The 26,718-nt window shown below is 40.9% G+C and carries 23 protein-coding genes, 2 tRNA genes and 1 pseudogene; 9 read left to right on the forward strand and 17 right to left on the reverse strand.

The features are described 5' to 3' along the window. Positions 1–9: 9 nt before the first annotated feature. Positions 10–768 (forward strand): phosphate ABC transporter ATP-binding protein PstB, encoded by a 759-nt coding sequence (gene pstB / locus EJP82_RS13675; RefSeq protein ID WP_127192624.1) that lies wholly within the window; start codon positions 10–12, stop codon positions 766–768. 66 nt (positions 769–834) lie between these two features. Here pstB and EJP82_RS13680 read toward each other — a convergent pair whose 3' ends face one another. Further along, on the reverse strand, positions 835–1,347 hold the full coding sequence (locus EJP82_RS13680) for a hypothetical protein (protein ID WP_127192625.1): 513 nt from the start codon (positions 1,345–1,347) through the stop codon (positions 835–837). Between the two features lie 170 nt (positions 1,348–1,517). Next, positions 1,518–1,694, reverse strand: a complete 177-nt coding sequence (locus tag EJP82_RS27965; protein WP_170220182.1) for a hypothetical protein — start codon at positions 1,692–1,694, stop codon at positions 1,518–1,520. A 193-nt stretch (positions 1,695–1,887) separates the two neighbouring features. Here EJP82_RS27965 and EJP82_RS28170 point away from each other — a divergent pair, with 193 nt between their 5' ends. After that, positions 1,888–2,004, forward strand: a complete 117-nt coding sequence (locus EJP82_RS28170; protein WP_211350107.1) for a YjcZ family sporulation protein — start codon at positions 1,888–1,890, stop codon at positions 2,002–2,004. Positions 2,005–2,309: 305 nt separating this feature from the next. Here the strand turns inward: EJP82_RS28170 and EJP82_RS13685 are convergent, their stop codons facing one another. Together EJP82_RS13685 and EJP82_RS13690 are read right to left on the reverse strand one after the other, a co-directional pair. Continuing rightward, a complete protein-coding gene (locus EJP82_RS13685) occupies positions 2,310–2,465 on the reverse strand; it encodes a DUF1540 domain-containing protein (RefSeq protein ID WP_127192626.1) in 156 nt (51 codons plus the stop codon). Between the two features lie 96 nt (positions 2,466–2,561). Beyond that, positions 2,562–3,518 carry a radical SAM protein gene (locus EJP82_RS13690; RefSeq protein ID WP_246054125.1) on the reverse strand — a complete coding sequence of 319 codons (957 nt, stop codon included), beginning with the start codon at positions 3,516–3,518 and terminating at the stop codon, positions 2,562–2,564. Between the two features lie 167 nt (positions 3,519–3,685). Between EJP82_RS13690 and EJP82_RS13695 the strand changes: the two genes are divergently transcribed. Beyond that, positions 3,686–3,761 (forward strand) — tRNA-Ala (locus EJP82_RS13695). A 15-nt stretch (positions 3,762–3,776) separates the two neighbouring features. Further along, a tRNA-Lys gene (locus EJP82_RS13700) sits at positions 3,777–3,849 on the forward strand. 108 nt (positions 3,850–3,957) lie between these two features. Here the strand turns inward: EJP82_RS13700 and EJP82_RS13705 are convergent. From EJP82_RS13705 to EJP82_RS13715, 3 genes are all read right to left on the reverse strand, one after another. Further along, entirely contained in the window at positions 3,958–5,160 is a 1,203-nt protein-coding gene (locus EJP82_RS13705) for an MFS transporter (protein ID WP_127192628.1), read from the reverse strand. 24 nt (positions 5,161–5,184) lie between these two features. Then, positions 5,185–5,766 (reverse strand): TetR/AcrR family transcriptional regulator, encoded by a 582-nt coding sequence (locus EJP82_RS13710; RefSeq protein WP_127192629.1) that lies wholly within the window; start codon positions 5,764–5,766, stop codon positions 5,185–5,187. Between the two features lie 500 nt (positions 5,767–6,266). Then, a complete protein-coding gene (locus EJP82_RS13715; RefSeq protein ID WP_127192630.1) occupies positions 6,267–6,911 on the reverse strand; it encodes a transcriptional regulator in 645 nt (214 codons plus the stop codon). A 225-nt stretch (positions 6,912–7,136) separates the two neighbouring features. On the opposite strand from EJP82_RS13715, the gene EJP82_RS13720 reads away from it, so the two are divergent. Together EJP82_RS13720 and EJP82_RS13725 are read left to right on the forward strand one after the other, a co-directional pair. Continuing rightward, entirely contained in the window at positions 7,137–8,168 is a 1,032-nt protein-coding gene (locus EJP82_RS13720; RefSeq protein WP_127192631.1) for an ATP-binding cassette domain-containing protein, read from the forward strand. Continuing rightward, positions 8,165–8,980 carry an ABC transporter permease gene (locus tag EJP82_RS13725; protein ID WP_127192632.1) on the forward strand — a complete coding sequence of 272 codons (816 nt, stop codon included), beginning with the start codon at positions 8,165–8,167 and terminating at the stop codon, positions 8,978–8,980. The genes EJP82_RS13720 and EJP82_RS13725 overlap by 4 nt, the downstream gene beginning before the upstream one ends. A gap of 105 nt (positions 8,981–9,085) precedes the next feature. Here the strand turns inward: EJP82_RS13725 and EJP82_RS28430 are convergent, their stop codons facing one another. From EJP82_RS28430 to EJP82_RS13765, 9 genes and pseudogenes are all read right to left on the reverse strand, one after another. Continuing rightward, positions 9,086–9,733, reverse strand: coding sequence for a galactose-binding domain-containing protein (locus tag EJP82_RS28430; protein WP_425464343.1), 648 nt, complete (start codon positions 9,731–9,733; stop codon positions 9,086–9,088). A 57-nt stretch (positions 9,734–9,790) separates the two neighbouring features. Beyond that, positions 9,791–10,993, reverse strand: a pseudogene (locus EJP82_RS28435) (family 8 glycosyl hydrolase); the annotation flags it as partial. A gap of 525 nt (positions 10,994–11,518) precedes the next feature. Continuing rightward, entirely contained in the window at positions 11,519–12,361 is an 843-nt protein-coding gene (locus EJP82_RS13735; protein WP_127192634.1) for a sugar phosphate isomerase/epimerase family protein, read from the reverse strand. Positions 12,362–12,377: 16 nt separating this feature from the next. Beyond that, the gene (locus EJP82_RS13740) at positions 12,378–13,478 is read right to left on the reverse strand and encodes a mandelate racemase/muconate lactonizing enzyme family protein (RefSeq protein WP_127192635.1); all 1,101 of its coding nucleotides are present in this window, start codon (positions 13,476–13,478) and stop codon (positions 12,378–12,380) included. Then, positions 13,465–14,943 (reverse strand): prolyl oligopeptidase family serine peptidase, encoded by a 1,479-nt coding sequence (locus EJP82_RS13745; RefSeq protein ID WP_127192636.1) that lies wholly within the window; start codon positions 14,941–14,943, stop codon positions 13,465–13,467. The genes EJP82_RS13740 and EJP82_RS13745 overlap by 14 nt, the downstream gene beginning before the upstream one ends. Continuing rightward, the gene (uxaC, locus tag EJP82_RS13750) at positions 14,937–16,334 is read right to left on the reverse strand and encodes a glucuronate isomerase (RefSeq protein ID WP_127192637.1); all 1,398 of its coding nucleotides are present in this window, start codon (positions 16,332–16,334) and stop codon (positions 14,937–14,939) included. Before uxaC ends, EJP82_RS13745 begins: the two co-directional genes overlap by 7 nt. A gap of 44 nt (positions 16,335–16,378) precedes the next feature. Further along, positions 16,379–17,866 (reverse strand): UxaA family hydrolase, encoded by a 1,488-nt coding sequence (locus EJP82_RS13755; RefSeq protein ID WP_127192638.1) that lies wholly within the window; start codon positions 17,864–17,866, stop codon positions 16,379–16,381. A gap of 13 nt (positions 17,867–17,879) precedes the next feature. Next, on the reverse strand, positions 17,880–19,289 hold the full coding sequence (locus tag EJP82_RS13760; protein ID WP_127192639.1) for a tagaturonate reductase: 1,410 nt from the start codon (positions 19,287–19,289) through the stop codon (positions 17,880–17,882). A gap of 134 nt (positions 19,290–19,423) precedes the next feature. Next, positions 19,424–20,431, reverse strand: coding sequence for a LacI family DNA-binding transcriptional regulator (locus tag EJP82_RS13765; RefSeq protein ID WP_127192640.1), 1,008 nt, complete (start codon positions 20,429–20,431; stop codon positions 19,424–19,426). A gap of 160 nt (positions 20,432–20,591) precedes the next feature. On the opposite strand from EJP82_RS13765, the gene EJP82_RS13770 reads away from it, so the two are divergent. Next, a complete protein-coding gene (locus EJP82_RS13770; RefSeq protein WP_127192641.1) occupies positions 20,592–22,832 on the forward strand; it encodes a helix-turn-helix domain-containing protein in 2,241 nt (746 codons plus the stop codon). Positions 22,833–22,946: 114 nt separating this feature from the next. On the opposite strand, the gene EJP82_RS13775 is transcribed toward EJP82_RS13770, so the two are convergent. Further along, positions 22,947–23,843 carry a carbohydrate ABC transporter permease gene (locus EJP82_RS13775; RefSeq protein ID WP_127192642.1) on the reverse strand — a complete coding sequence of 299 codons (897 nt, stop codon included), beginning with the start codon at positions 23,841–23,843 and terminating at the stop codon, positions 22,947–22,949. Positions 23,844–24,220: 377 nt separating this feature from the next. Here EJP82_RS13775 and EJP82_RS13780 point away from each other — a divergent pair, with 377 nt between their 5' ends. Together EJP82_RS13780 and EJP82_RS13785 are read left to right on the forward strand one after the other, a co-directional pair. Next, complete coding sequence (locus EJP82_RS13780; RefSeq protein WP_425464344.1) at positions 24,221–25,078, forward strand: ABC transporter permease; 858 nt, start codon at positions 24,221–24,223, stop codon at positions 25,076–25,078. 38 nt (positions 25,079–25,116) lie between these two features. Further along, on the forward strand, positions 25,117–26,649 hold the full coding sequence (locus EJP82_RS13785) for an extracellular solute-binding protein (protein WP_127192644.1): 1,533 nt from the start codon (positions 25,117–25,119) through the stop codon (positions 26,647–26,649). Positions 26,650–26,718 lie beyond the last annotated feature (69 nt).

Raw genomic sequence — 26,718 nt, forward strand, 5'->3', positions numbered from 1 at the left:
GGCTTTTATATGCATAATATCGAATTATCGACTAAAGATTTGAACGTATTCTATGGAGAGAAGCATGCGGTCAAGGATATTTCACTCGACTTTGCTGCTAAACAAGTAACAGCTTTGATTGGTCCTTCAGGATGTGGGAAATCTACATTCTTGCGGAGTCTAAATCGGATGAATGATTTGATTGATGGAGCAAAGATTACGGGGGAAATCTGGTTGGGGGACGAGAATATTAACGACCCTAAAACGGATGTTGTGCTAGTTAGGCAGAAGATCGGAATGGTGTGGCAGCGTCCGAATCCTTTTCATAAATCTATTTACGAGAATATAGCCTTTGGGCCTCGTTACCACGGGATAAGAGATAAACGGAAACTGGATCAAATCGTTGAGGAATCGTTAACAAAAGCAGCGATTTGGAACGAGACGAAAGATCGTTTAAATAAGTCAGCACTTTCATTATCTGGAGGACAGCAACAACGTCTATGTATTGCCAGATCTATTGCCGTCAGTCCTAACATCATCTTAATGGATGAACCTGCTTCGGCGCTCGACCCTATCTCTAGTGCCAAAATTGAGGAGCTTATTGCCGATTTGAAGCAGGAGTATTGTATCATTATCGTGACACATAACATGCAACAAGCTGCGCGAGTATCCGATAAAACGGCCTTCTTCTTGATGGGCGATCTTGTCGAATATGATGATACAAGTAAGATTTTCACAAATCCATCGGAGAAACGAACTTCTGATTATATTTCCGGAAGATTTGGTTAATTCATGGCTACAGAATAATAAACCCGGACGCTGTTAAGCGGACCGGGTTTATTTGATTCCCTGGGTCTACAGTAAGGAGATAACGAGCAAATTATAGAGAACTAGAGGCAGAATAACGTCATTAAAACCAGCTCCAGGTCCACCGAAGAAAGCACGAGATTGTGGATGATGACCTTGCTGTCCTAGACCGGGATACTGATGACCGCCATGATGACCGCCATGATGTCCGTCATGATGTCCGTTATGATGTCCGTCGTGATGTCCATCGTGGTGACCACCTTGATGCCATCCCTGGTGCCATCCTTGATGCCCTCCTGGGTTCCAACCTTGATGTCCTCCATTCCATCCATTGTGTCCATGCATAGGAGTCCCAGGAATGATTAGGAACATGTGGTCACCATCCATATGAGACAATCGGCCTTCATATGTTATTCCATCTACTGTCTGTACGCGTATAGGATGATTAGCATATTGATTCCCGAGCTGGTGAACCTGATTCTTGATTCCTCTCATGGCTCGAATCGAGTTTTCATCGGCTCTATAAATAACTTGATTTTGACTCTGCCCTTGTAAAGACATAAATTTATTACCTCCACTAAGTCTTTTTTTCCTTCTGCCGTATCGTATGCGGTAGTCTATAGGGAGGTGCCTAGTACTGTTGTGCCAATAATGACGAGGGATTCTGATCTCTGTCTTCAGTAATCAAAAATAAACAAGATGCACGAGCATTTTAGCTCTAAGCGCCTTATTTAGGATTTGTTCTTATTCAGTTTCTTCTCAGTTTCTTCGCGTTCTTTAATTAATGAGTAAAATGAGAATAAATCCCCAAGTACCGTAAGCCCAGCTGCGATGATAGCAAGGTCGTCGGCTGAAAGTTCATTATTAGCTTCTTCTTCTTCCTCTAAAATAATGTTTCTTTTTGGCAAGGATATCACCTACACCTGAATTGTATTAGTTTCATCATATGCAATGAATTACTAACTGGAGCAGGCGATTTTCATATTACATAGGATTATCGATGTGCAAGATTTTATTTATTCAATACAAGGCAAGTGCCGTGTCTGAAGAGACCAAATCCTAATATGATGATCTATACTTCTGAAAAGGGAGGGAAAACAAATGTCGGGATGTTGTAATGATGGAATTGTTGGTGGAGCTGGATTAGGGACTTCTACAGGGGTTATATTGGTTTTGTTCATTCTTCTTGTAATCGTATCAAGAGCATGCTTATTCTAATGTAACAATCCTGAGTGAACTACAGGTCCAGTATATTGATTTGCTGGGCCTGTAGGTATTTCTGTTTATATTAGTAGCTTTTAATTTCGATATCCCTTATTTAAGTAAGTTGAGAAGTTCTTAACAACAGATGTATCGTTATGATGCTCTTCCTCCGGTTCAAAGCGGGCAATGAACTGATCACCCCACAATATTGGAAATACATAAAAACTGTATTGGCTGATATTTATTCCATATTACCAGTATATAACGAAAGGAAAAAGCCCCGCTAGTTTGGATTCAAGCGGAGCTCTTTCAAGTGTAGATTAAATTTTGGGTTCGAAAGTACGACAGTCGGTTTCTGCTGAATTTCTGGCTTGCTTTCCCTGATGACTTACTACATAGATAGAGGATGCGGCGCATTTATTCCCGGGAGCCCAATAATTACAATTGTTTACTTCACATAGTACATCCTTTGCCATAGTTATTTCACCCCCCTCCTATATTAAATAGGATGATCAGGATAAATGGGGGATATACATGAGGAAATCACCATGATGTGAGAAATATGTGATGAATTAAACTCCTTGCGGGAAAAGTGCATCAAGAGCAGGGCAAGGGCGCTTCTCTAAATATTGTTCAAGTGGGGCAGGCATATTAGAATATATGTCTTTTAATGAAGTGCCCTTATAAATATTACCGATGATTACGGGATGGCACAGCTCAGAGATAAGTATATCGCCATTGCCATGCAAGTGAAGTTGTTTCATTCCTTCAATGCAATGTGGGAAGTACACTCCAGGTTGTTCTTCAAATCCAAGTGCTTCCGCAAATCGATCCATACAAGTAAAGTAGAGAACAGTATCATCCTTCTTGTGTTGAATTAGATCATTTACAGCCTGTTTCAACGCATCCCGTGCAGCGATTGACTTCCAACCCGTATGGTCCATGATGATGCTGTTCTGAATTTCGTGAGTTCTTACACCTAATTGGTAAACTTTATTGCTTATTTCCTGCATATTATGCTCAGTCTCAGCGAATAGAAGAGTCTCGAGAACTATATCAATGCTAGTGGTTGCGCACATGGAAATGTTACTACATATTTTATCGAAGATACTTGGATGTACGTTGTAGTAGTTAGAATGACTCTCAGCAGTTGTAAAATTAAATGAGAAGTGGATGGTAGTTAATCCGGCATCAGCCAATTGCTGAATTCGTTCAGGATTTAACAAGCTACCGTTGGAATTCAACTGGGTTTCAATACCTCTGGATCTGCAGTAAGCTACAATCTCGACACAATCTTGAAATTTCAAAGTGACCTCGCCACCGGAAAGTCGAACTCTTTTGATGGTTGGAATCTCTTCGAGGATACGAATAACTTCTTTGCCATCTATAGATTCCCCATCGTTTCTGTTATAAGCACAGCAATAGTCACAACGGAAATTACAATTGGAGGTTACCCCAACTTCTAGCGCCTCCAATTCATAGGTAACGGGTTTCTCAAGCTCAAGGAATTTATATTTTATATTGTTCATCGTTTCAAAGTACCTCCTGAAGATAATATGATGTGTTGTGTTAAAATTAAACATCCAACCTTAGTGATTATATAGGTATATCCATTTTGATTTTGTGATCTATTTAACTTTTTGAAATAATGATTGACATGTGCCGTGATTTTTTATAAGATATAATAGTCGCTCGCGGGGCCTTAGCTCAGCTGGGAGAGCGCATCGCTGGCAGCGATGAGGTCAGGGGTTCGATCCCCCTAGGCTCCACCAAAACTTTATATTTATGGATTGTTAGCTCAGTTGGTAGAGCACTTGACTCTTAATCATGTGGTCCAGGGTTCGAGCCCCTGACAATCCATCCTTAAGAAAACGGCAGAGATGCCGTTTTTTTGCTATGTAAATATTTATCCTTAAGGCATAAAAAAAGCTGCCGAGATCTTCTCGACAGCCTAAGCATTTCCTCAAATTATTTGACCAAGCCACTAACTGCTTGTTTTTCTTTCCACATCATTGTAATTACAAGACCAATAAACATAATGACTGCAGCAAAGAGATACGGATAGTTGATGTTGACATCAAATAATATACCGGCTAATGCGGGCCCGGCGATATTGCCTAAGCTTGTATATGTTGAGTTCATTCCAGCGACAAATCCTTGTTCTTTTTCTGCAGTTTTTGATAAAAAAGTCGTTAATGCTGGTCGTAGCAAGTCAAATGCGAGAAAGATGAAGCTTGTTACTAGCAAAACGGCTAAATAGCTGGAGATCATGGTGGATGCTACTGCTAACACGATGCCAGTAATTAAGCATATCTGGATGAGTTTCTTTTCACCAAGCTTACCGACCATTTTACCAAACAAAAAGACCTGAACAACAACCCCGAAGATGGAACTTATTGTAATAATGGTTGCAATATCTCTTGGAGTGAAGCCAAATTTATGATCAGAGAACAGACTAAATACAGTTTCATAAGCTGATAAACCGAAGGCCAGAACAAACACTATAATAAAGGCAATAATATATAGTGGATGAAGCGATCGCTTAAGATCACTTATAAAGTTGGTATCTTTTTTTAGCTTACTAATTTCCAAAAGCTGCTGTTTGGATAGTGGCTCTTTTAAAATAAATAGGGATGAAATACATGTTATTAATGCGAAACCACCAGCAAAGTAGAATGGGGCACGCACACCTAGCTCAGCAATAAAACCTCCGATACCTGGGCCAATAATAAAACCGATACTAATGGCGGCAGAAATATAGCCCATGGCTTTTGGCCTTTCCTCTACTGAGGTAATATCTGCAACATAGGCAGTAACGGCTGGCATAATAAATGCACCACTAATGCCTCCTAATATTCTGGATAAATAAAGAACGGATACATGTGTACCTAAACCAAAGATCACTTCTGATACACTGAAGATGAATAAGCCGATGATAATCATTTTCTTTCTGCCATAAGTGTCAATCCATCGTCCTGCTAGGGGAGACATGAGAAATTGTGCGAAGGCAAAGGCCGCCATAAGATAGCCCATTGATTGGCCCGATAAATGCATCATATTCATAAAGGATGGCATTACAGGGACGATAAGTCCGACTCCTAGAAAAACGATGAAGATATTACTTAATAAAATGAGTAAGACTGTTTTTTGTTCTTTTATTGGTTTCTTCATGAATGAATACCTCTCTTTGTATAGTCATAGCTGTGAAATACCTCTCCAAAATACGGTCCATGAGGCATTTAGTTTCTCATTTAGACGTATTTCATTATTCCCATAAACAAGCTCTAGCATGATCGAATCAACTACACCTGAGAAGGCAAGAGTAGGGATGGAGGCTACATCTTCCTTGATGACTTTGGCATCGATCCAATCTTGAAATTTGCGTTCTAGCACGGTTTGAATCTTATTCTCCGTATCGATTACTTCCTCATCAATCGCTGCAGCTAGATGGGGTGGTGGAAAAAAAGAAATACGCAACCAAAACTTTAACTGCTCGTTCTTTTGAAACAAATCAATTACCAATTGCAGATATCCTAATAAATCTGCTTTGGGACTTTGGGTATCCACTTTACTTAAATACTTTAGTTTCGATGTGATTTCTGTCTCTTTGGCATCTTGTAAAACTTGTAGAAAAAGATCATCTTTTCCTTTGAAATGAGCATAAAGAGACTGCTTTCTCATACCGACCTTCTCGGCAATTTGAGATAGAGATGCCCCCTCATACCCATGAGTTGTAAAACACGTCAAAGCGATGTCTTTAATTTCTTTACTTTTCAATAAACTCACCTCGATATTGACGAACGTTCGTCAGTTATACTACCAAATCTAATTTTTTTATGCAAATGAAATTTTATGTATGTGATTAAGGTCATGAGAAGTTCTATTCTGAATGAACTTTTTTTCAAAGTAATTAATGAAGGAACGCATTCTCAAGGTGGGGTATGGCTTGCGGAAATCGATCAGGGGTTTGAACCATGACAATCCATCCATAAGAAACGGCAGGGATGCCGTTTCGTGGAGGACCAGCGATTTGTGTGAATAAATATGATAACGAATTTGAGGCTCATGCTGAGAACTCTGCACACTCTGAGAAATAACGCTGCTTCTAACGGAACTGAGCGCCGTTAATAGGCTGTAAATAGGCATGTTATTATTCTAACGGAACTGTACGACGTTATTGAGGAACTTAGGTGCATTAATCTGCTTGTTTTCGGCAAATAGCATCGCTCAGTTCCGTTACATAATAATTATGGCAAGTTTTCAAGAAATAAGGTCTGCTAGTTCCGTAAGCGATAGACACGATATCTGATTTTACCGTTAGTTACTTCTATAAGGTCCAAATCAACCAGCTTATGCAGAAGTTGCCGGGCATAACGTTCTGTGATTCTTAGATGTTCTGCTAGTTCCAGTGGCGTAAAGGGGTGCAGTAGTCGCCTGGAAAAACGAAGGGTTTCAGCTTCAAGAGCGGTCATTTGGCAAGGTAAATCGGATGAGATGAATCTACCGATAAACGAAAGAATCAGCTGCTGACATTGCTGAGGTTCATCTTTGATGGAAAGATAGGCGATCGGTAGGAGAAGCCAATCGTCCAGTGCCAGTAAACACTGCCGCCAGCATAAATCCTTAAAGCGCTTTACATCAAGATCTCTTGCATGGGGACCAAAGCCTTGGATTTCTATTCCGCCTTTCATACCTCCAGGCATATAGGCCAGGTCTACATAACGAAATCCATTGTGAAAATCACGCACCTCCCATTCAGGATAGAGATTATCGAAATTTTTAACAGTGGGAAACCAAATGGTCCGCAGAAATTCCACACTTCCATGACCTAAACCCTTCTCAAGCAATTCACGCCTACGAAAATTAGCTGTTGTTATATTGTTTTGCATCCATTCCTCATATTTTTGCTCAAAGCTTGACACGAGCTCTCACTCCTCTAATAGTATGGAAACAGAAAAAAGCCGCCCGATACAAAAGTATCGAAGCGGCGTGTACTTCACGACCTGATTATTTTTATTATAACGCGCGAGGTTCCCGTCTACAACATTAATGTTGTGTTGTATCAACTCCCAGTCCCATTTACATTCAGTTTAAAAATGCCTGTTACGATCTCAATATAATCAATAAGGTTGATTGGAGGGATTGAAATGGCTTATATAAACAGAAAAGGAATGGAGCCAAACTATGGTGATTTGGCTGTGGAAGCATACGGACTCGTCAAAACATTTGGTGACAACCGTGCGGTGGATGGTGTTAATTTGAATGTGCGTGCGGGAACGATCTATGGTGTGCTTGGACCGAATGGGGCAGGCAAGACCACCACCATTCGAATGCTGGCGACCTTGCTTCGACCAGATGCAGGCTCGGCGCGAATATTCGGGCATGATGTGCTGAAGGAGTCGCAAATCGTCCGTCAATTGATCGGGGTGACCGGCCAGTATGCTTCGGTAGACGAGTCACTTAGTGCTACTGAGAATCTGATCATCTTCTCTCGATTACTCGGGTTGGGGCGCGCGGAGGCACGGAAAAAGGCAGCGGATTTACTCGAGGAATTTGGACTGACGGAGGCCGCAAAACGTCCACTTAAAAATTTCTCTGGTGGTATGCGCCGCAGATTGGATTTGGCGGCAAGCCTTATTGCTCAACCACCGCTTATTTTCCTGGATGAGCCGACTACGGGGCTAGATCCGCGTACGCGTTCACAGATGTGGGATACGATTCGCAGGCTGGTGAATACGGGATCAACCGTCCTGCTCACAACGCAATACCTTGAAGAAGCAGATCAACTAGCAGATCGGATTGCAGTCATCGATTACGGTCGAGTCGTCGCCGAGGGTACAGCGGATGAACTGAAATCATCCGTAGGCACCTCATCGTTACATTTGAGTGTTCAAAATCCGCAGCAAATCGAGGATGCCCGTCGGACCGTTGAACAGGTGCTGAAGGTACAGTCTAATGTGTCGTTGGAAGCTGGAAAGATTACGGCACCGATGGCGAACGCTGATTTGGTCACAGACCTATTGATCGCCCTCCGAACGGAAGGAATTCATTTGTCTGAGATGAGTGTGCAGAAGCCGACCCTGGATGAGGTGTTTCTAACTATCACGGGCCATGGGGTGAAAGCAGATGCACCACTCACATCCGACCCATCAAGTAAAGTGGAGGTGGCAAGAGTATGAATAGCAGTTCTTTGAAGCAGAGCGCTAATCGCCAACTGAAAAATCACACGAGCTTCGGTCAGGCGATCCGCCACTCTTTGACGATGGCCTATCGAGGTCTATTGAAGATTCGGCGTACCCCTGAGCAATTGTTCGATGTTACACTTCAACCCATCATCTTTACCCTTATGTTTACCTACATCTTTGGTGGAGCCATCTCCGGTGACATCGCGAGTTACTTACCCGTCATCATTCCAGGCATTCTGGTACAGACCGTGATTACGACCTCAATCGTTACAGGTATCCAACTGCGCGAAGATATGGATAAAGGTGTGTTTGATCGATTCAAGTCGCTACCTATCGCTCGTATAGCACCGCTCGCTGGGGCTTTGCTAGCAGATACCGTTCGGTATACGATAGCGACAGTTCTCACTTTTAGCATGGGATATATTATGGGGTATCGTCCCGAGGGTGGCCTAGCTAACGTCGCCATTGCCGCGATTCTAGTAATTTTCTGCTCATGGGCTATTAGTTGGATCTTTGCCTTCTTTGGGGTTATTGCTCGCACGGCGTCAAGCGTACAGGGGATATCGATGATAGTGCTGTTTCCGCTCACGTTTCTTTCCAACGCATTTGTCCCGGTCGATACTATGCCCAACTGGCTTCAATGGTTCGTTAAAATCAATCCGATCTCGCACTTAGTCACTGCTGTCCGGGAACTGGCCAACAATGGAACCGTGGGCTGGGATCTCGTCATCTCCCTTATCGGTGCGGCTGTGATTGTTGCAATCTTTGCTCCAATCACTGTACGTGCATATATGCGTCGGACTTAGTGCAACGAACTTCGATGGTAGAGTAGAGAGGGGACTCTTTCATTACAGACGTCACAAAAAGAACGGAGAGGCGTGAATCACGCTTCTCCGTTCTTTTGCTATCAATTAAGAACCATATACTTCAAATTCATAGAGTGAATATCCATATGTTGTCCCTCTTGTTATACCAAGTACTCTTACATATCTACCGCTCTTGGCTGTAAACGTAATATCGTCAATTCCGCCATCGCCAGTTGTTGTGGTATAAGCATCTGTCCAAGTGGTTTTATCATTGGAAACTTGGATTTTATAGCCCTTAGCGTAAGCATCTTCCCAGTTTAATTTTACGCGATAGACGCTTTGGGTGGCACTCAGGTCTACATAAATCCACTCGTTATTGCTACCTTCATTACTAGCCCATCTCGTCGTCAACACGCCGTCAGTCGCTTTGGAAGCTTCAAATCCAGTTCCTTCTATGGAGCTTGCTACAGCCGTTTTGCCAAGAGCAAGATTAACGCTTGTTGGTGGGTTTGCATTTGTTGTTGCGGTCGCTGTATTACTATTTGCTGAAAAGTTACCAGCCGCATCAACTGCTTTAACTGTATAACTATAAGCGGTGGATGCCGTCAATCCATTGTCACTGAAAGTAGTACCCGTTGATGTACCAACTGGAGCACCATTGCGAGAAATTTGATATCCAGTTACCCCGACATTATCTGTTGAAGCTATCCAGCTTAAATTGATTGAGCTGTTTGATACTACAGCTGTAGTCAAGTTTGTGGGAGCTGTAGGGGCTTGTGTATCTGGTGTTGGTGTTCCGCCGCCAGCAGTAGGTATCCACCAATTTCCTGAAATGAAGAGCATGTTAAGCAAGTTGTAGGAATCGCTGAAATATCCCTCTTTCTTATTCTTCATCCAGTCCCAACCAGCATTCACCCATGCTTGATGTGCGCTGTTTGTTGTTGCTGCTGAAATAAACGGTGATACGAAAACGGCTGTAGCATATGACCCTCTTGCCGTACCATTTAATTTATATCCGTCTTTAATATTTCCTGGAACGCCACTTGTCTTACCTTTAATCCATACTGCCATTTTGTTAGCAATATCCCGGCCTCTAGTGTCTCCGTAAAAAGCGTAGTCCATTACAATTCTTAATGGAACCCGGCTTGCATTGTAGTTATATTCGTTATCATAATCACCCTCCAAAAAACCGGATGGAGCAGGTTGAGGGGGATTGTTAATAACAAAGTCAGAGATTAGACCTGTGCTAGATGAGTAAGAGGTTGAGAATTGACCATAAACGGTGTACAAGTTATTGATGACATCTAACCATACTTGATCTCCTGTAACTTCGTGGAAAGCTCTAAAATGGGAGAGCATCCAATCGGAAGGACGAGTATCGTATGTGCTTTTCCCATCCCAATCTCCCAGGTTTAGCCTGTTATTCGTTGTTACATTGCTAACTTTGATTCCGTTGGTGATCATTTTTTTGGCTTCTTGTAAATAATTAATTGTACCTGTCGATCCCCATTGACGATCTGCGAGAATCAAGGAATAAGCGATGTCTATATCACCGTCGGTAGCTGAGTCGTAATGCCCTTGGGCACCACTGTTATCCGCAACAATCCAGCCCATTAGATTGGGATTAATCGAACTTTTGAAGGCTCTTGCTGTTTTGAATAGGCCGTCATAGATTGTTTTTGCATTCGAATCGTAGCCTGCCATAAGGGCGGTGATGACCATTCCATAACCTTGGCCTTCTGAAGTTCCGAGAGGAGGGTAATCTTCAGGATCACCAGTAATTTCACCTTTTACATAATATCCGCCAGGCAAGGAAACTAAGTCGTTTTTCAAGTATTTCCCTTTCCAATAGTCATAATAACTTGAAACTGCGCTATTCATAGATGCCTGGGTTACGTGATTAGGTTTAATTATACCTGGATAGGTAACTTGTTGAGGAAATGGTTTAAGTTCGCCGGCAGCGTGAGCTTTCGATTGAAATGGAGTAAGAGCACCCAGTAGTGTCACAAGCATTGTTAGACAGAGAAGAACATGGCCAATCAATTTCAACATACGTTTGTTTGATTTTAAAATGTACATTATAACTCCTCCTTTTATTTTTTTCTAACAACCTTAGACGCTATCACTGCCTCCTTTCAGTGTTTTATAACTACATTTGGGTTAAAGCGCTTTAACTAAGAGACACACTTAAACTAAAGTATAAGCGCTTAAACTTTCAGGTAATATAAAAAGTAATTTAGAAGATGCAAGAGGTGCATGTCGCCCACTGAATCAACCAAGTTACTTATACCCTCAAATGTAGATGAGAGATTGTTATTCTCTCACCACTAATTTAACATACAAAATTTGTATATGTCCACAATAAATTCATTTCAATTTTAAAATGCTGTTTTTTCTCTATTTGAAAATGAAATAATCATGCGGTTCATGAGAATTACCAGAGATGAGAGAAGGGGTTTTATAACGAAAAAACTGCTAAACATATAGATTGCTAAGTGCTTAGCAGTTTTTCTGGGGATTAAGCTGAACATTGATTAATTATAAGTTATCGTAGATTGACTCTAAATAAGCGATACTCGCTTCTAGATGCTCTTCAGTTGTACTTTCCAGAAGCCCTTGTAGATGAGGGCGCTGATATTTCATATAACGTAGAATTGGCTCAAAATGAAGATATCCTTGGCCAACTGGGACAAATTTAATTTTCCCATCCGTAACCTTAAAGTCTTTTAAGTGAATTACGGCAATTCGGTCCCCTAAGAGTTCGAACGCTTCCGTAATGATATCCTCTTGCTGCAAATAATTTGCAGGTGACATGAGATTCGCGCAATCTAAGATGACTTGAAGATTGTTGGATGGAATGGCATCCAGTAATCGACGTGTCAATGAAACCGTGTGAAGGGGATGATTCTTTCCTGCTTCAATCCCTACTGTCACGCCAAATCGCTCGGCTTCAGCTACCATACCTTTGAGCGATGTGACGACATCTTTAAAGGCGTCTTCGGTAAAGTTGTCCAGCGTGTAGCCTTGCCCCTTGGTACCTGTCTCCGTTCCAACCAGACTAGCGCCAAAGTCTCTAGCTAAGCGAAGATGGGTACCGAAATCAGATAATGCTTGCGCTCGTTTAATAGGATCGGGATCCACAATGTTGACGTAACAACCCAAAACCGCAATTTGGATACCTGCTTGTCGAAATGCATTACCGAAATAACTAGCAGTCCCCGGACTTAATGCCGACAGGCTGGGTACATTTTCGGGAAAAGATTTCTTTACCGCAAATTGAATATTCGCAAGTTTGTAATGTTGTAACTTCCCAATGAGATCGTTCAATGGAATTTGCCCAAAATCATGGGCTCGGATTCCTAAATTAAAGGGGGGGGCCATGTTCGATGTCTCCTCTTTAAAAATCTTGTTTGTGAGGCGCTAGCTTATCCCAATCAAAAGTAACCCCAATGCCTGGTACTTCTGGTGCAATAGCCATTCCTGTTTCCTTGTCTATAACCAACGGTCGTGTGGTGTATTGATCAATGGGGAAGCTGTGCATTTCCAGATAACCTGCATTTGGCATAGCAGCAAGTAAGCTAACGTGCAATTCTTGCATACCATGAGTGGATACAGAAACGTTATAAGCCTGGGTTAGGTGAGCGACTTTTAACCACCCCGTGATTCCGCCCACGTTAGATGCATCTGGTTGTGGGAAATCTACATGACCGTATTGCAACATGTGTTGAAATTCAGTCAATGTCCGTAAGTTTTCTCCGCCTGCGACAGCCATGCCAGATTCTTCTGCAATTCGAGCATAGCCAGCATAATCTTCTGGAATTGTAGGTTCTTCTAAGAAAAGAATATCGTATTTCAGGAATTCACGACCTGCTTTAATTGCTTTTTCTACACTCCAACTCATATTGGCGTCGACCATAAACGTCACATCTGGACCAATTAATTGGCGTACTGCAGCGACTCGTTTCACATCTTCGGCTAATGTTTTTTGTCCTAGCTTAATTTTGACGGCTTTTAGGCCCATGTCTAGGTACTTTTGATTGTTGTTCAACAACTTCTCTAGTGAGAAATTCAAATCAATCGCTCCGCCGTAACATTTGACCCGATTGCTTGCGCCACCAAGCAATTTATAGAGTGGTTCTCCAGCTTTCTTGGCCCGTAAATCCCAGAGAGCGATATCACAAGCTGCAATTGCAAAGCTTGCCAAACCCCCACGCGCCACATAATGAATTCCCCAATTCATTTTATCCCAAATGCTTTCAACACAACTGGCATCTTTACCGATTAATATATCTGTTAACTCATTAGCGATCAGTGAGCAGATGGCTTTGCCACCGAATCCGCCTGTATATGTGTAACCTACGCCTTCACGGCCGTCATCCGTTTTGATTTTTACAATGGGAACTTCAAAATGAGTATGTAGTCCATGTTTTGCATCTTCCATAATTTCAGGTAATGGGATGCGGTAATATTCTATAATTACCTCTTTAATTAGCGCCATGTTCACGAACTCCTTTTAAAAGTTGTTTTAAAGTCGACAAAGTAGAAGCAGTAGATTGATTAATGGATTCAGCCACTAGGCCAGCAATTTGCCGAGCTCCTATATCAGAAAAATGTGTGTCATCGGCAACGCCATTTGGAAAATTCGGATGTACTTTTTCAGGTAAATGCATGAATAGTTTCATAGACTCTTGTTCCCCTAAAGTATGGTAGAGCTGTTGTGAAGCTTCGAATATATCGATTAACGGTGTTTCCGTCTCGGCGGCGACTTGTCTCATAGCTGCAGGGTAGGGCCCCACAGCAAGAGGATCGAGATTCCCATCTGCAGTAAAGCGGCGACGACTTACGGATGTTAATAACACTGGAATCCCACCACGTATGCGTGCGGATTCTATAAATCGAATTAAGTTATGACGATAGTCTTGATCAGGATCGGTATATCGAGTGGGATCTTCTATCTTTTCGTCATTGTGTCCAAATTGAATAAACAGGTAGTCACCAGCTTGGAAATCTTGCTCAATGTTAGCTAAGCGACCTTCCGCGAGAAAGGATTTGGTACTTCGTCCGTTGATAGCACGATTATCCACGTGAACGGAAGACCCGAAAAAAGCTTGGAAGTATTCTCCCCAACCTGACATAGGTTTTTCGGCAGCACCTTTTATAGCCGCAGTGGAATCCCCAGCGATAAACAGTGTAGGTGTCATTTTGCATTCCTCTTTAACATAGTGATGTTTCTTAAGCCAATTTGTCGCGAGTCTAACCCATTGCTGGCAATGAGGGTTTTCATCAGCGAGTCCTAGACCATGACGTCCCGCTTCAAAGACATGAAGTTCGAAGGGGATTTTCTTCGCTGATAGTGCAGAAGCGAACAGTAGACTATTTTCTACGGGAACACTAGCGTCATCTGCCGTTGTCCACATAAGGGTAGGAGGTGTCTGAGATGTCACTTGCTCATGTGCCGAGAATGCGTGTGTCGCATCTGCTGATGGAGCTTCTCCGAGAAAATGCCACCGACTTCCTTCATGGGCATAAGGATCTTGAAATGAAATCACAGGATAACTTAATAGGAGGAGGTCCGGTTTCTCATTTCCCTTAGTGGCAACAGTGGCTGCCAAGTGTCCCCCTGCGGAAAAACCCACCAAACCTACTTGTTGCGAGATTACGCACCAATCTTTGGGCGCTTGACGAATCCATTTCAAGGCATCTTCTACATCTGTTAATTGGGAGGAGGCATCGAAATCTCCAACTTGGTATTTAAGTACACCGGCATGAATTCCTAGACTATTCAACCACTTAGCAACAGGTTCACCTTCATGATAAGCTAGGTGATGGTAGCCACCACCAGGTAATACGAGTATAAATGGGCGAGCTTCATGCGTTGCAACTGGATATAGAAAGAGGGAAGAGGTTCCCTTGGGGGAAACCTCCTGTGCGATCCGCTCATTGTTAGGACAAATCTCTAACATAAATTAAACCCGAAGTATTCTGAAGCGTTATTATATGAAATGTCATCCACCATTTGCCCAAGTAGGGTGATGTCATTCGGAGCTTCGCCACGCTCTACCCATTCACCAACCAATTCACATAGAACCCGGCGGAAATACTCATGGCGTGTATAGGATAGAAAACTGCGAGAGTCCGTTAACATGCCGACAAAATTACTCAGTACGCTATTATCGGCAAACATGGTTAATTGCTGACGCATTCCACTACGGGTGTCGTTATACCACCAACCGGATCCCAATTGAATTTTACCGGGGGTGTCTTTCTGGTAGCAGCCCATTAACGCTAATAGCGCTGGATAATCCTTTGGATTCAAAGAATATAAGATGGTCTTAGGTAAGCCTTGCCGACATTCAGCTTGGTCTAACAATTTGGAGAGCGCTTCTGTGATCGACAAATCATTGATACCATCGTAACCCGTATCAGGCCCTAATTTCTCGAACATCGGCGTATTGTTGTTTCGATAGGCATGCAAGTGCAATTGCATGGTCCAATCTTTCTCATAATAGAACCCAATCAATGAAGACAGAAGTTCAGTCCGATACATCGTAATTTCATCTTGTGATAAGTCCTCTCCAGCAAGCCTCTTAGCAAAAACCCGCTCAACCAATTGAAGATTACTTGGTTGGTAACGCAAGACATCTAGGGCATGGTCAGACAAGCGACAACCATTGTCGTGGAAGAAGTCTACCCGCGCCTTCAATGCCATCACCAATTCACTATAAGAAGTGATAGTAGTGCCAACAACTTGTTCTAGTTTCTGAATCCATTCCTTGAAACCTGTGGCATCAATGTTCAATGCTTTATCGGGACGGAATGTCGGCAGTACTTTGAAATCTTGTTCTTCTTTCTTTAATGCTTGATGATAGCTCAAATCATCCGCAGGGTCATCCGTGGTGCATATGATTTTAACGTTGGCACTTTTGATAATATTGCGGCGTTTAAATGGATCAGTAGCTAACTTCTGATTTACTTCTTCCCAAATTCTTGGTGCAGATTCTTCATTTAACAGTTCATTGATCCCAAAGAAACGACGAAGCTCCAGATGGGTCCAACTGTATAAAGGGTTACCGATGATTTTCGGGACGGTTTTCGCCCAGGATACAAATTTGTCGTAGTCAGAAGCGTCACCTGTAATGTGGGATTCTGGAATGCCATTGGCCCGCATCAACCGCCATTTGTAGTGATCACCATACAGCCATGCTGCGGTTAAATTCTGGAACGGCTTATTTTCATAGATTTCTTTAGGATCTAGGTGACAATGGTAGTCGATGATCGGCATATGTTTGGCGTGTTCATGGAATAGTTGTTGGGCCATATCTGTGGTTAACAAGAAATTATCATTTAAAAACATTTCTTTTGCTCCTTTGGTTTGTGGTATGAAGGTATGAGGTTAGGCTATAAAGTAACTCCTGTTTTAAAAATAGCTAGTTCGCGCACATCATTTTGTTCATTCCGTGTTTTCTGGCCACTTGCAACTGAAACCACGTAAGTAATAAATTGTTCCAACACTTCAGCCATGGATGACTCCAGGAGGGAACCTGCGTTAAAATCCATCCAATGCTTTTTGTTGGCGAAAATATCATTATTCGTAGCGATTTTTACTGTTGGTACGAAACTACCAAATGGTGTGCCACGGCCTGTAGTAAATAAGACGAGATGGCAATCTGACGCAGCTAATGCAGAGGAGGCAACAAGATCATTACCTGGTGCCTGCAATAGGCTAAGTCCTTTTTTGCGGAGCTTCTCACCATATTGCAATACGTCAACAACAGGAGATGTTCCGGCTTTTTGGGTACAGCCTAATGATTTGTCTTCTAACGTACTAATACCGCCCGCCTTGTTTCCGGGAGAAGGATTCTCGTATACGGGTTCTCCGTAAGAAAGGAAATATTGTTTGAAATTATTGATTAAAGAGACCGTTTGTTCAAAAACTTCGCGATTTTCTGCACGTGCCATGAGCATTTTCTCCGCACCAAACATTTCAGGGACTTCAGTTAATACCGAAGTTCCGCCTTGCGAGATAAGAAAATCAGAGAAGGCACCTAAGAGTGGGTTAGCTGTAATGCCTGAAAAGCCATCCGAACCGCCACATTTCAAACCTACATTTAGTTCACTAACAGGAATAGGCTCACGATGATCATCTTGTGCAGCAACATAAAGCTCTTCTAATAAGGCCATACCTGCTTCGACTTCATCGCCAACTTCTTGTGCCACTAGGAATTTCACACGACTGTCGTCATAATCTCCCATCATGTTACGGAACTCGGTTACGATATTGTTCTCACAACCAAGGCCAAAGACCAATACACCACCAGCATTGGGATGCTTTACAGCATCTAATAAGATACTGCGGGTCATACGGTGATCGTCACCCAATTGAGAGCAGCCGTAGGGATGTTTGAGAACGGTGATATTATCAAAGGCTCCTAGATCTGGATGAAGGCTTTTGAATGTCGATAACATTTGCTCTGCAATACCATTTACACAACCAACCGTTGGGACAATATACAGGTCATTACGAATGCCGACTTTGCCATTTTCACGACGATACCCGTCAAAAGTAAGCTCACGTTTGGGGTAGATAACAGGATGAATATCTGGTAGATATTCGTATTCTTCCTCACCCGCTAAATTGGTTTTTATGTTATGTGTGTGAACCCATTGGCCCCTTTGGATTGCCTCTGTCGCATGCCCAATAGGATAACCGTATTTTGTGATAATGGCTTCAGGTGCAAAGTCTACTAAGGCAATTTTATGGCCTTGAGGAATGTCTTGTTGTATAAGAAGCATTTGGTCGTCGAAATGAAGTTCTTCACCTGCTTGAATCGGACGAAGGGCAACCGCTACAGTGTCGCGAGGGTTCATTTTCATTAATTGTTGCATAATGTCTCCTTTCCTAAACCAGTTTTTGTAAAGCTACACGGCTACCTAATTCTTCTAGCTGTGCTAGATTGGACTCTAGGGTCTCGCTTAAATGAGGAACCTTCGATAAATCCTGGCCCCATAAGCTTTCTTCTTTAAGAATAGAGCTGATAAACGAAGCCGGGTTACTCCATGCTTGATCGAAAATGGCTAGAACTTCAGGACTATCTTGACGCTCCAGACGATCTCCCCGATAGCTAAGCAACAAAGCCGCAAATGAGAGGGTCATAAGTTTTGGAAGTTCTGCGTTTTCTTGTTGATATCGAAGTAAAACCGGCAACAGGCGAGTTTTAAATTTGGATATGCTGTTCAGTGAGATTGATGTTAACTCATGACGGATAAAAGGATTTTTGAATCGTTCTTGTACTGCCTCAGCGTAAGTATGTAATGCTTCCTTTGGTAGATTTAGCATGGGGATCAATTCATCTTCCATTAACTGCTTAACGAAAGAGGAGAAACAGTCATCATTCATCACATCTTCTACCGTTTCAAGACCTGCCAATAGGGCAAGAGGTACCATAGCTGTATGAGGACCGTTCAAAATATGAACTTTTTGTTCGCGGTAAGGTGTCATATCATTTGTTACTACAACGTTTAGCCCAGCTTTAGTGAAAGGCAACCGTTCGGAAATCCATTCAGGACCTTCAATGACCCATAAGAGGAAAGGTTCTGCCGTAACCATCACATTGTCTTTATATCCTATTTCTGCTTCTAATTCTTTGGCTTTGTCACGTGGGTAACCTGGAACAATGCGGTCTACCAAGCTGCAACAGAAGGTATTCTCTGCTTCCAACCATTGGAGGAAGTCATCGCCCAACTGCCATTCTTGTGCGTATTGCTTCACGATTTGATGTAATTTCTCGCCGTTCCGGTCGATTAATTCACAAGGGATAATAACGAAACCTTTTTTCCCTAATTGGAAACGTTTATGTAGAAGGGCTGTTAATTTAGCGGGAAAACTTTTCGGCGGCGCGTCTGATAATCGGTCATCCGGGTTATAAGCAATCCCAGCTTCAGTCGTATTGGATGTAATGAATTCTAACTCGTCATTTTCAGCTAAGGCTAAATAATCTTCATATTGGGAGTATGGATTAATGACCCGACTAACGCTGGTAATAATCTCTGAGTCATTAACCGTTTGCTGATTTAGAATGCCATTTAAAAAAACGGTATAAAGGTTATCTTGTTGTGCTAAAAGATGACTCAAACCCTGTTCGATAGGTTGAACTAAGACCGCACTCCCATTAAAAAGTCCTTGGTTGTTCATTTGCTGTAATTGCCAGTCTACGAAAGCACGCATGAAGTTTCCTTCTCCAAATTGGATCATACGCTCAGGGAAGCTAGGCAAATCGGGGTGGGTGGCTCTAGAAAGTTGTGTTGTCATAATGAATTTCAATCTCCTTTTATGGGTTTATTTTTTTATGCACACGTGAACATTTTGCTATATAAAAAAGAGAAGCTCTTTTTTATCAGGAATCATAAATCTTTTGTTGATAGGTAGCTTCCTAGACCTATAAATCATATTTCTTTAGTTAGTTTTGCTACGGTTTGACGAACCATTAATGAAGTTTGGACAAACAGTTGCTCAGGCTTGGTTTGTGGTTGGTTCATTAGTTCGATTAGTTTTGTAGTACCAAGCTCGCTAATGTCGGCAATCGGTCTATGTACTGTTGTAAGGGCGGGATTCGTATACTTGGCAAACATAATATCATCAAATCCAATGAGGGAGAGCCCAGTCGGTACAGCTACTTGCTTGGCGAAGCAAGCATTCATAGCGCCAATCGCCATATCGTCATTACTACAGAACACTAGAGTTGGTGGTTCAGATAGAGCCAATAAGGTACACATTCCTGTATAGCCACTTTCAATACTGTAATCACCGGATACGAAATAATTAGAGTTTAGTGAAAGACTATGGGCAAGCAAACTATCAAGGAAACCTTGTTTACGTTCCATGGACGACTTGAAACCAGACTTGCCTTCAATGATTGCACATGTTTGATGTCCTTGAGAAATGGCATAATCCATAGCTTCTTTTACACCCTGACGATCATTTGCGACTACATTCATAATACTTGGATCTTCCAATTGACGATTCAGAACCACTAACGGAATACCTACTTTTTTAACATGGTAGATAAATGAATTATCCGCGTCGCTTTGACTCATAACAAGAATACCATCGAAACGTTGTGGTAGAATGGAATCCAGGTTCTGAATGCTATCAATCCCGGTTACAGTAAGGTTGTAGTTCTCATTCAGTACATGGTTAATGCCTTTAATCACATCTACGAGAAAACTTGCCGATGTTCCTTGATCAATACTGGATAAGAACAATCCAATGGTATAAGATTTTTTCATTACTAGGCTTTTTGCGCTGTAATTCGGAACATAATTTAACTCTGCAGCGATTTTCTCAATCTTATCACGTGTATTTTTCTTGATGAGTGGGTTTCCATTCAGCGCTCTGGAAACTGTAGTGTGGGAAACACCAGCGACACGCGCAATGTCTTTGATTGTAACCATAAATTCTCCTCAAAAAAATGTTGTTAACGATTTCATTTTAAGTCTTATTCCCAGCAAAATCAAGCATTAAATTAAATGCACACGTTAAAAATGTCATTGTCATTCGCGTTTTGAAAGCGCTATAATTAGAAAAGATGATGGAACTAAAAGGGGTAGCGTAATGAACAAAGGCAGAATGTTTAACAAAATATTTTTTCCCATTCTAATTTTGGGAATAGGGCTTGTGATTAGTTTTGGGAGTTATATTTATTTGAGTACTACAAGTTCTGTAATTGAAAGGGTCTCTAATAGCAAACAAAGTTACATAACACAAATTAAAAACAACCTTGAACAAAAAATTCGGACGATTGAGTATGCTTTCAATACGTATAGCACCACAAGCTCCTTTAACGAGGTAGTGAAGAATCCAATTACGGAAAAGGATTTCCAGGCTTACCGAACGGTTAACACACAACTCAATTACATTGCTACAATGGGCTTGGAAGGAACTGAATATACACTTATTAGTCTAGATAAGAATTGGCAGATCTCAAATGGAAAGTTATCTACTCTGACTGAAGATGATCTTAATAATTTGTATATTAACTATATTGATGATCATGATAAAGGATTATTTTGGATCAAGACGGACCAGGGTATTCGTTTTGTAAATACGCTTCCCGTTTTTTCGAAAAGGAAAATAGCCATTGCGTTATCGGATATTTCGCTGCAAACATTGAATCGGGCCATTGATACGGACGAGCACAATCCTGTTTTTATTTTGAATGGCCAAGGTAAATTGATGTATGAAAATGATAGTAGTGAACAATTGTTTCCAAATCAACTTGAGGGAATATCACAGGTGCTTAGTACCTTCAATGACTCCGGAATTGTAACAGTGGATACAATCAATAATAAATCGGTACAACTCATTTTTGCGAAATCCAGCTATAACAATTGGATATATTGTACTGTATTAGAACAACAAGAGATTTCTGATTCTTTGAAGACTACTAAATTTGGTTTGATCACGATGGGGCTTGTATTAATATTGTTAATCGTCGTGGTTGCTTATGTGATCTCCATTATCTTCACAAAACCGATTCGGCGAATTCAACAGAGCTTGCCAAAAAATACGCACTTTTCTTCCAAGAATGAATTCGAATCTATTATGGATTCGATAGATACGATTTTAATTGAGAAAGAAAGTCTTGAAAGTTTAATTAAAGCCGAAATGCCGCAACTTGAAACTCAATTCATTCTTAATCTGTTTCGAAATCGTGTCTCACCGGAGGAACTATCAAGAAAAATGCCACGGTTTGGTTATCAAGAGGTTTGGGATCCCATGTATGTTACTATGTTGATCCAATTAGATAACTTGGGAGGCAGGGAAGCTTCAGACAAGGATGTTTTATTATTAGCGATTAATAAAATTGTAGAAGAATTTATCCCAGAGCAGCAACGTTTGCTTCCAATTATTTTAAATGATGATACCCAAGCCACGATTTTGAGATTTACAGAATTCAGTGAACAAGAAATTAGAAGGAAAGTCTTGGATGATGCAGCAGCACTTATTAAGAATGTTAATGATTATTTGAATCTATCGATCAGCATTGGTATTAGTAAAACATATGAGAACTTATTAGAAAGTAAGGAAGCTTATGAAATGAGTAAGCAAGCCTTACACCAACGATTAAATTTGGGCAAAGAATCGATTATATTCTATGAAGATATTTCAATGGTAGTTTCAGGTCCGGTGTTGCTTTATTATCCTGTTGAATTAGAATCGCGACTATTTGATGCCATTCGACTAGGGGATGAAGAACAAGTATCCAGTACTTTACATCCTTTATTAGCGGATATGATGAAGAAGAATAACCATTCAGCGAATTTTGAAGTTACATTGGTTCGCTTCGTGAATAACTTGATTCAATTAGAGCAGCTCTTAGGGGTAGAGGTGTTATTGACGCAAGATAATCATGCGTTGTATCACCGACTGTTAGATATTCGGAATCCAGAAGAGATTGAACGAATGTTGCTAGAAGAAGTGATTCTTCCTATGGTGAGAAAGATGAAGGAGAAGACGAATAAACAATTTCGGTGTCTCTCAGAGAAAATTGCCGCTATTGTTCGTTCCGAGTATGATCAAGAGCTGTCGTTAGAATTAATTGGAGACCGTCTCCATTACAATCCTAGTTATTTAAGTAGTATCTTTAAGAAGGAATTTGGAACTACCTTTAGTGAGTATCTGATGAACTATCGACTGGAAGTGGCGAAAAAGTGGTTGATTGAGACAGATATGACCATTAAGGAGATTGCCGAACGCTTGGAATACCATAATTCGCAAAACTTTATTCGTTCGTTTCGTAAGAAAGAACATGTAACACCTGGGGCTTATAGAAAGATGAATTTAGCCGATTAAAGTACAGAGAAGGGCTGTCCCCAAGACCATTATTTAATGGTTTAGGGGCAGCCCTTTTGTTGTTACATAATTCTCATAAAGCGATTTTATCAGAACGGTTAACAGTACCTGAGATTATCCCTTTACAGCTCCAAGCAAGGCACCTTTGGTAAAGTGTTTTTGCACAAAAGGATAGACAGCTAGTATTGGAACGGTGGCAACGACGATAACTGCCATTTTAATGGTTATAGCCGGAGGTTGTATGTCCACTACGGCCCCGTCAGCCTGCATACCACTAGAGACGATGACGATTTGACGAAGCAAGACTTGGATCGGCCACTTCACGGAGTCATTGATATAGAGAATAGCACTCATATACGTATTCCAATAAGTTACTGCGTAGAAAAGAGATATGGTTGCAATCGATGGCAACGCGAGCGGTAACATGATTTTAAAGAAGATACCTAAATCGTTACTACCATCTATCTTCGCTGATTCTTCTAAACTATCCGGCAAAGCTTGGAAGAAGTTCCGCATGATGATCAAGTTGAAGGCATTAACCGCTACTGGCAAAATCAAGGACCAATAAGAATTTATAATTCCGAGACTTTTTACTACTAAGAATGAGGGAATCATTCCACCGCTAAATAACATCGAGAATACAACTACAAAGTTAATCACATTTCGACCGAGAAGATATCTTCTGGATAATCCATAAGCCATTAAGGCTGTTAGGAACATGCTTGTTATCGTTCCAACGACAGTAATTCCAACGGAAACTCCGAGTCCTTTAAAAATAGTTGGAGTCGATAGAATATAACGATAAGCATCCAATGAAAAGGTGGTCGGAAACAAGATAAATCGCTTGGACACCACTTCTTGAGTTGAAGCAAAAGAACTGGCGATGATATTAACAAAAGGCAAGAGACAGATCAGGGCAATCAGGATTAATATAGTGCTGTTTACTATGGTGAAAATGCGACTCCCAATAGATTCTTTTTTCTTGGCTGGTTTGACTGATTTGTGTGTCAATGAATTATCCTCCTTATAATCGATTACATATTAACTTTATCAAGATAGCAGAATTACGTATATAATCCGGGCATGTGATGTTCATGTAATTGATAGAGGATGAGCCTAGGAAAAGTATAATCATAATCTTAGGTGATAATCATCAGATGAGATGAAAAGGGGAATAAAGCTGATGTCTACACGGTTTTGTTAACGCTATCATGTAATGATTATATACGGAATATAGCAAACTATTTAATATGAAAGCGTAATCAGCAATGACAAGAGGAGGATACGAAGTGAAAGTTTCAAACATCACTGCGACAAACAGAACAATAAAAAGGGAGAGAATTTCAACGAATCTCCTAAGTGTAAAAAGAAATAAGTTGCTCTACCTTATGATTTTACCCGGTCTGCTTTACTTCATTATCTTTAAGTATTTGCCTATGGGTGGATTGGTGATTGCCTTTCAAGATTATCAACCATTTCAGGGGATACTAGGTAGCCAATGGGTCGGATTCAAGCACTTTATTCGTTTATTTACAGAACCAACCTTCTTTATGCTCCTTCGTAACACATTGATTCTGTTTGCGATGAACATTATATTCTTTTTTCCATTACCTATTATTTTAGCGTTAATGCTTAATGAGGTAAGAAATAGGTATCTAAAAAACTTCGTTCAAACCATTATCTATATTCCACATTTCATGTCATGGGTAATTATTGTTTCTATTACCTATGTGTTCTTAACTTTAGATGGTGGAGTCATAAATGAGATGATTGTGAGTTTAGGAGGCAAGAAGATTAGCTTCTTGACTTCATCGGAGTGGCTACGGACGATCTATATTGGACAAATCATATGGAAAGAATTGGGATGGTCAACAATCATTTATCTGGCTGCGATTACGGTAGTTGATCCGCAACTTTATGAAGCGGCAGAGATGGATGGTGCAGCAAGGTTAAGAAAAACATGGCATGTTACATTACCAGCGATTCGTCCGGTAATTATTACATTGTTGATTTTGAAAATCGGTAGTACGTTGGATCTTGGTTTTGAACATATGTACTTGTTACTGAATTCATTAAACCGCGATGTCGCTGAAATATTTGATACCTATATATACACAGCAGGAATGAAAAATGGTCAATTAAGTTACAGTACCACAGTTGGTATGTTCAAAGGTGTAGTTGGTTTAGTTCTAGTAATGGCTTCTAATAAGCTAGCGAAGAAATTAGGAGAAGATGGCGTGTACTAAATAAGTACAATATAAATCTATTAAAAGGGAGAATAAAAATGAAAAAGAGATTTGTCAGTATGGCTCTGGTACTTACTTTACTTAGTAGTCTACTAGTAGCGTGTGGTGCGAATGAGAGTAAGGGAAGCGAGGATAACAAGGGGAAAGAGGCGGGTAGTGCAAGTGAAAATTATGATCCGAATTCAAAACTTGATGTGACCTGGTTAAATATATTGCATACTGCTTCTCCACCAACGGATACGATGGTGAAAAAGATTGAGGAATATACAAATTCTAAAATTACTTTCAATTGGGTGCCAGATGCTTCCAAAGAGGAACGGATCACAACCGCCCTTGCTTCGGGTGACTTAGCGGATATCGTTACACTAACTATGTTGACAAATTCATCGGTTAGAAATTCGTTGAAATCAGGAATGTTCTGGGAAGTATCTGACTACTTAGATGATTATGAAAACTTGAAGTTAATTCCTCAAGCAGCAAGGGAAGCTGCTTCAATTGAGGGCAAGTTGTATGGTGTTCCTTTCCTTAATAACTTAGCACGTGGAGGTTTGATTTTCCGCCAAGATTGGCTTGAGAATTTAGGGATTGCAGAACCAACAACATTAGATGAGGTTTATGAAATTGCCAGAGCGTTTACAGAGGATGATCCTGATGGTAATGGCAAAGATGATACGATAGGTTTTGGAGACAGATCGGATTTAAGATATGGAAGTTTCAAAACACTAAGTTCTTATTTTGGTACACCTAATGGATGGGCAGTAGATGAGAATGGTAAGTTTACACCAGAATTTGATACGCAAGAATATATGGATACGCTGAATTATTCAAGAAAACTATATGAAAATGGTTATTTAGCTCAAGACTTTGCGGTAACAGCAAAATCAGACCAAGAGCAACAATTTGCACAAGGTAAAGCCGGCATTTTTACCGGTATAATTGGTATAACTGGTTTGAGAACCCTAGCTGAAGGATTGAATATGGATTTTAAATTATTACCTGTTAACAAGATTTCTAATGGAGATGGTGAGTATCACATCTGGTCCGAGGGAAGCGGAGTAAATGGCTTAATGGCATTCCCTAAAACCGTTGTTAAGACAGAAGCCCAATTAAAAAGAATACTTAAATTTGTGAATGATATTTGCGATGAAGAAGTATCCATGTATATGACTCGTGGTATTGAAGGCGTTCACTATGAATATGACGCTGAAGGTGTTACCCACATTATTAATAAAGATTTATATACTGCTGAAGTAACGCCTTTCTCAAGCAGTAGACCGATGCCGACTCTTTTTCCTTTGAAAAGTGAAAATCCAGAAAAAGAATTAACTACTAAATTGATCAATGAAAATGATGCATTTGCTGTTTTTGATCCAACTGTACCTTTAGATTCAGCTACAAATAATGAACAAGGTACTGAATTAGCAAAAATCATTACCGATGCTACTTTCAAATACATCATGGGTCAAAGTGATGAGGCTGAATTTAAGAAGGCTGTGGAAACTTGGAAGAAATCCGGTGGATCAGCTATTATCACTGAATATGAAGAAGCGTATAAGTTAACTAAAAAATAAAATTGAGTTTGATTCGATCCCACCTTCGGGTGGGGTCCCTTTTAATAGAGGGAAATAAATGAATACCAT

Source organism: Paenibacillus anaericanus (assembly GCF_003994475.1).
Taxonomy (GTDB): domain Bacteria; phylum Bacillota; class Bacilli; order Paenibacillales; family Paenibacillaceae; genus Fontibacillus; species Fontibacillus anaericanus.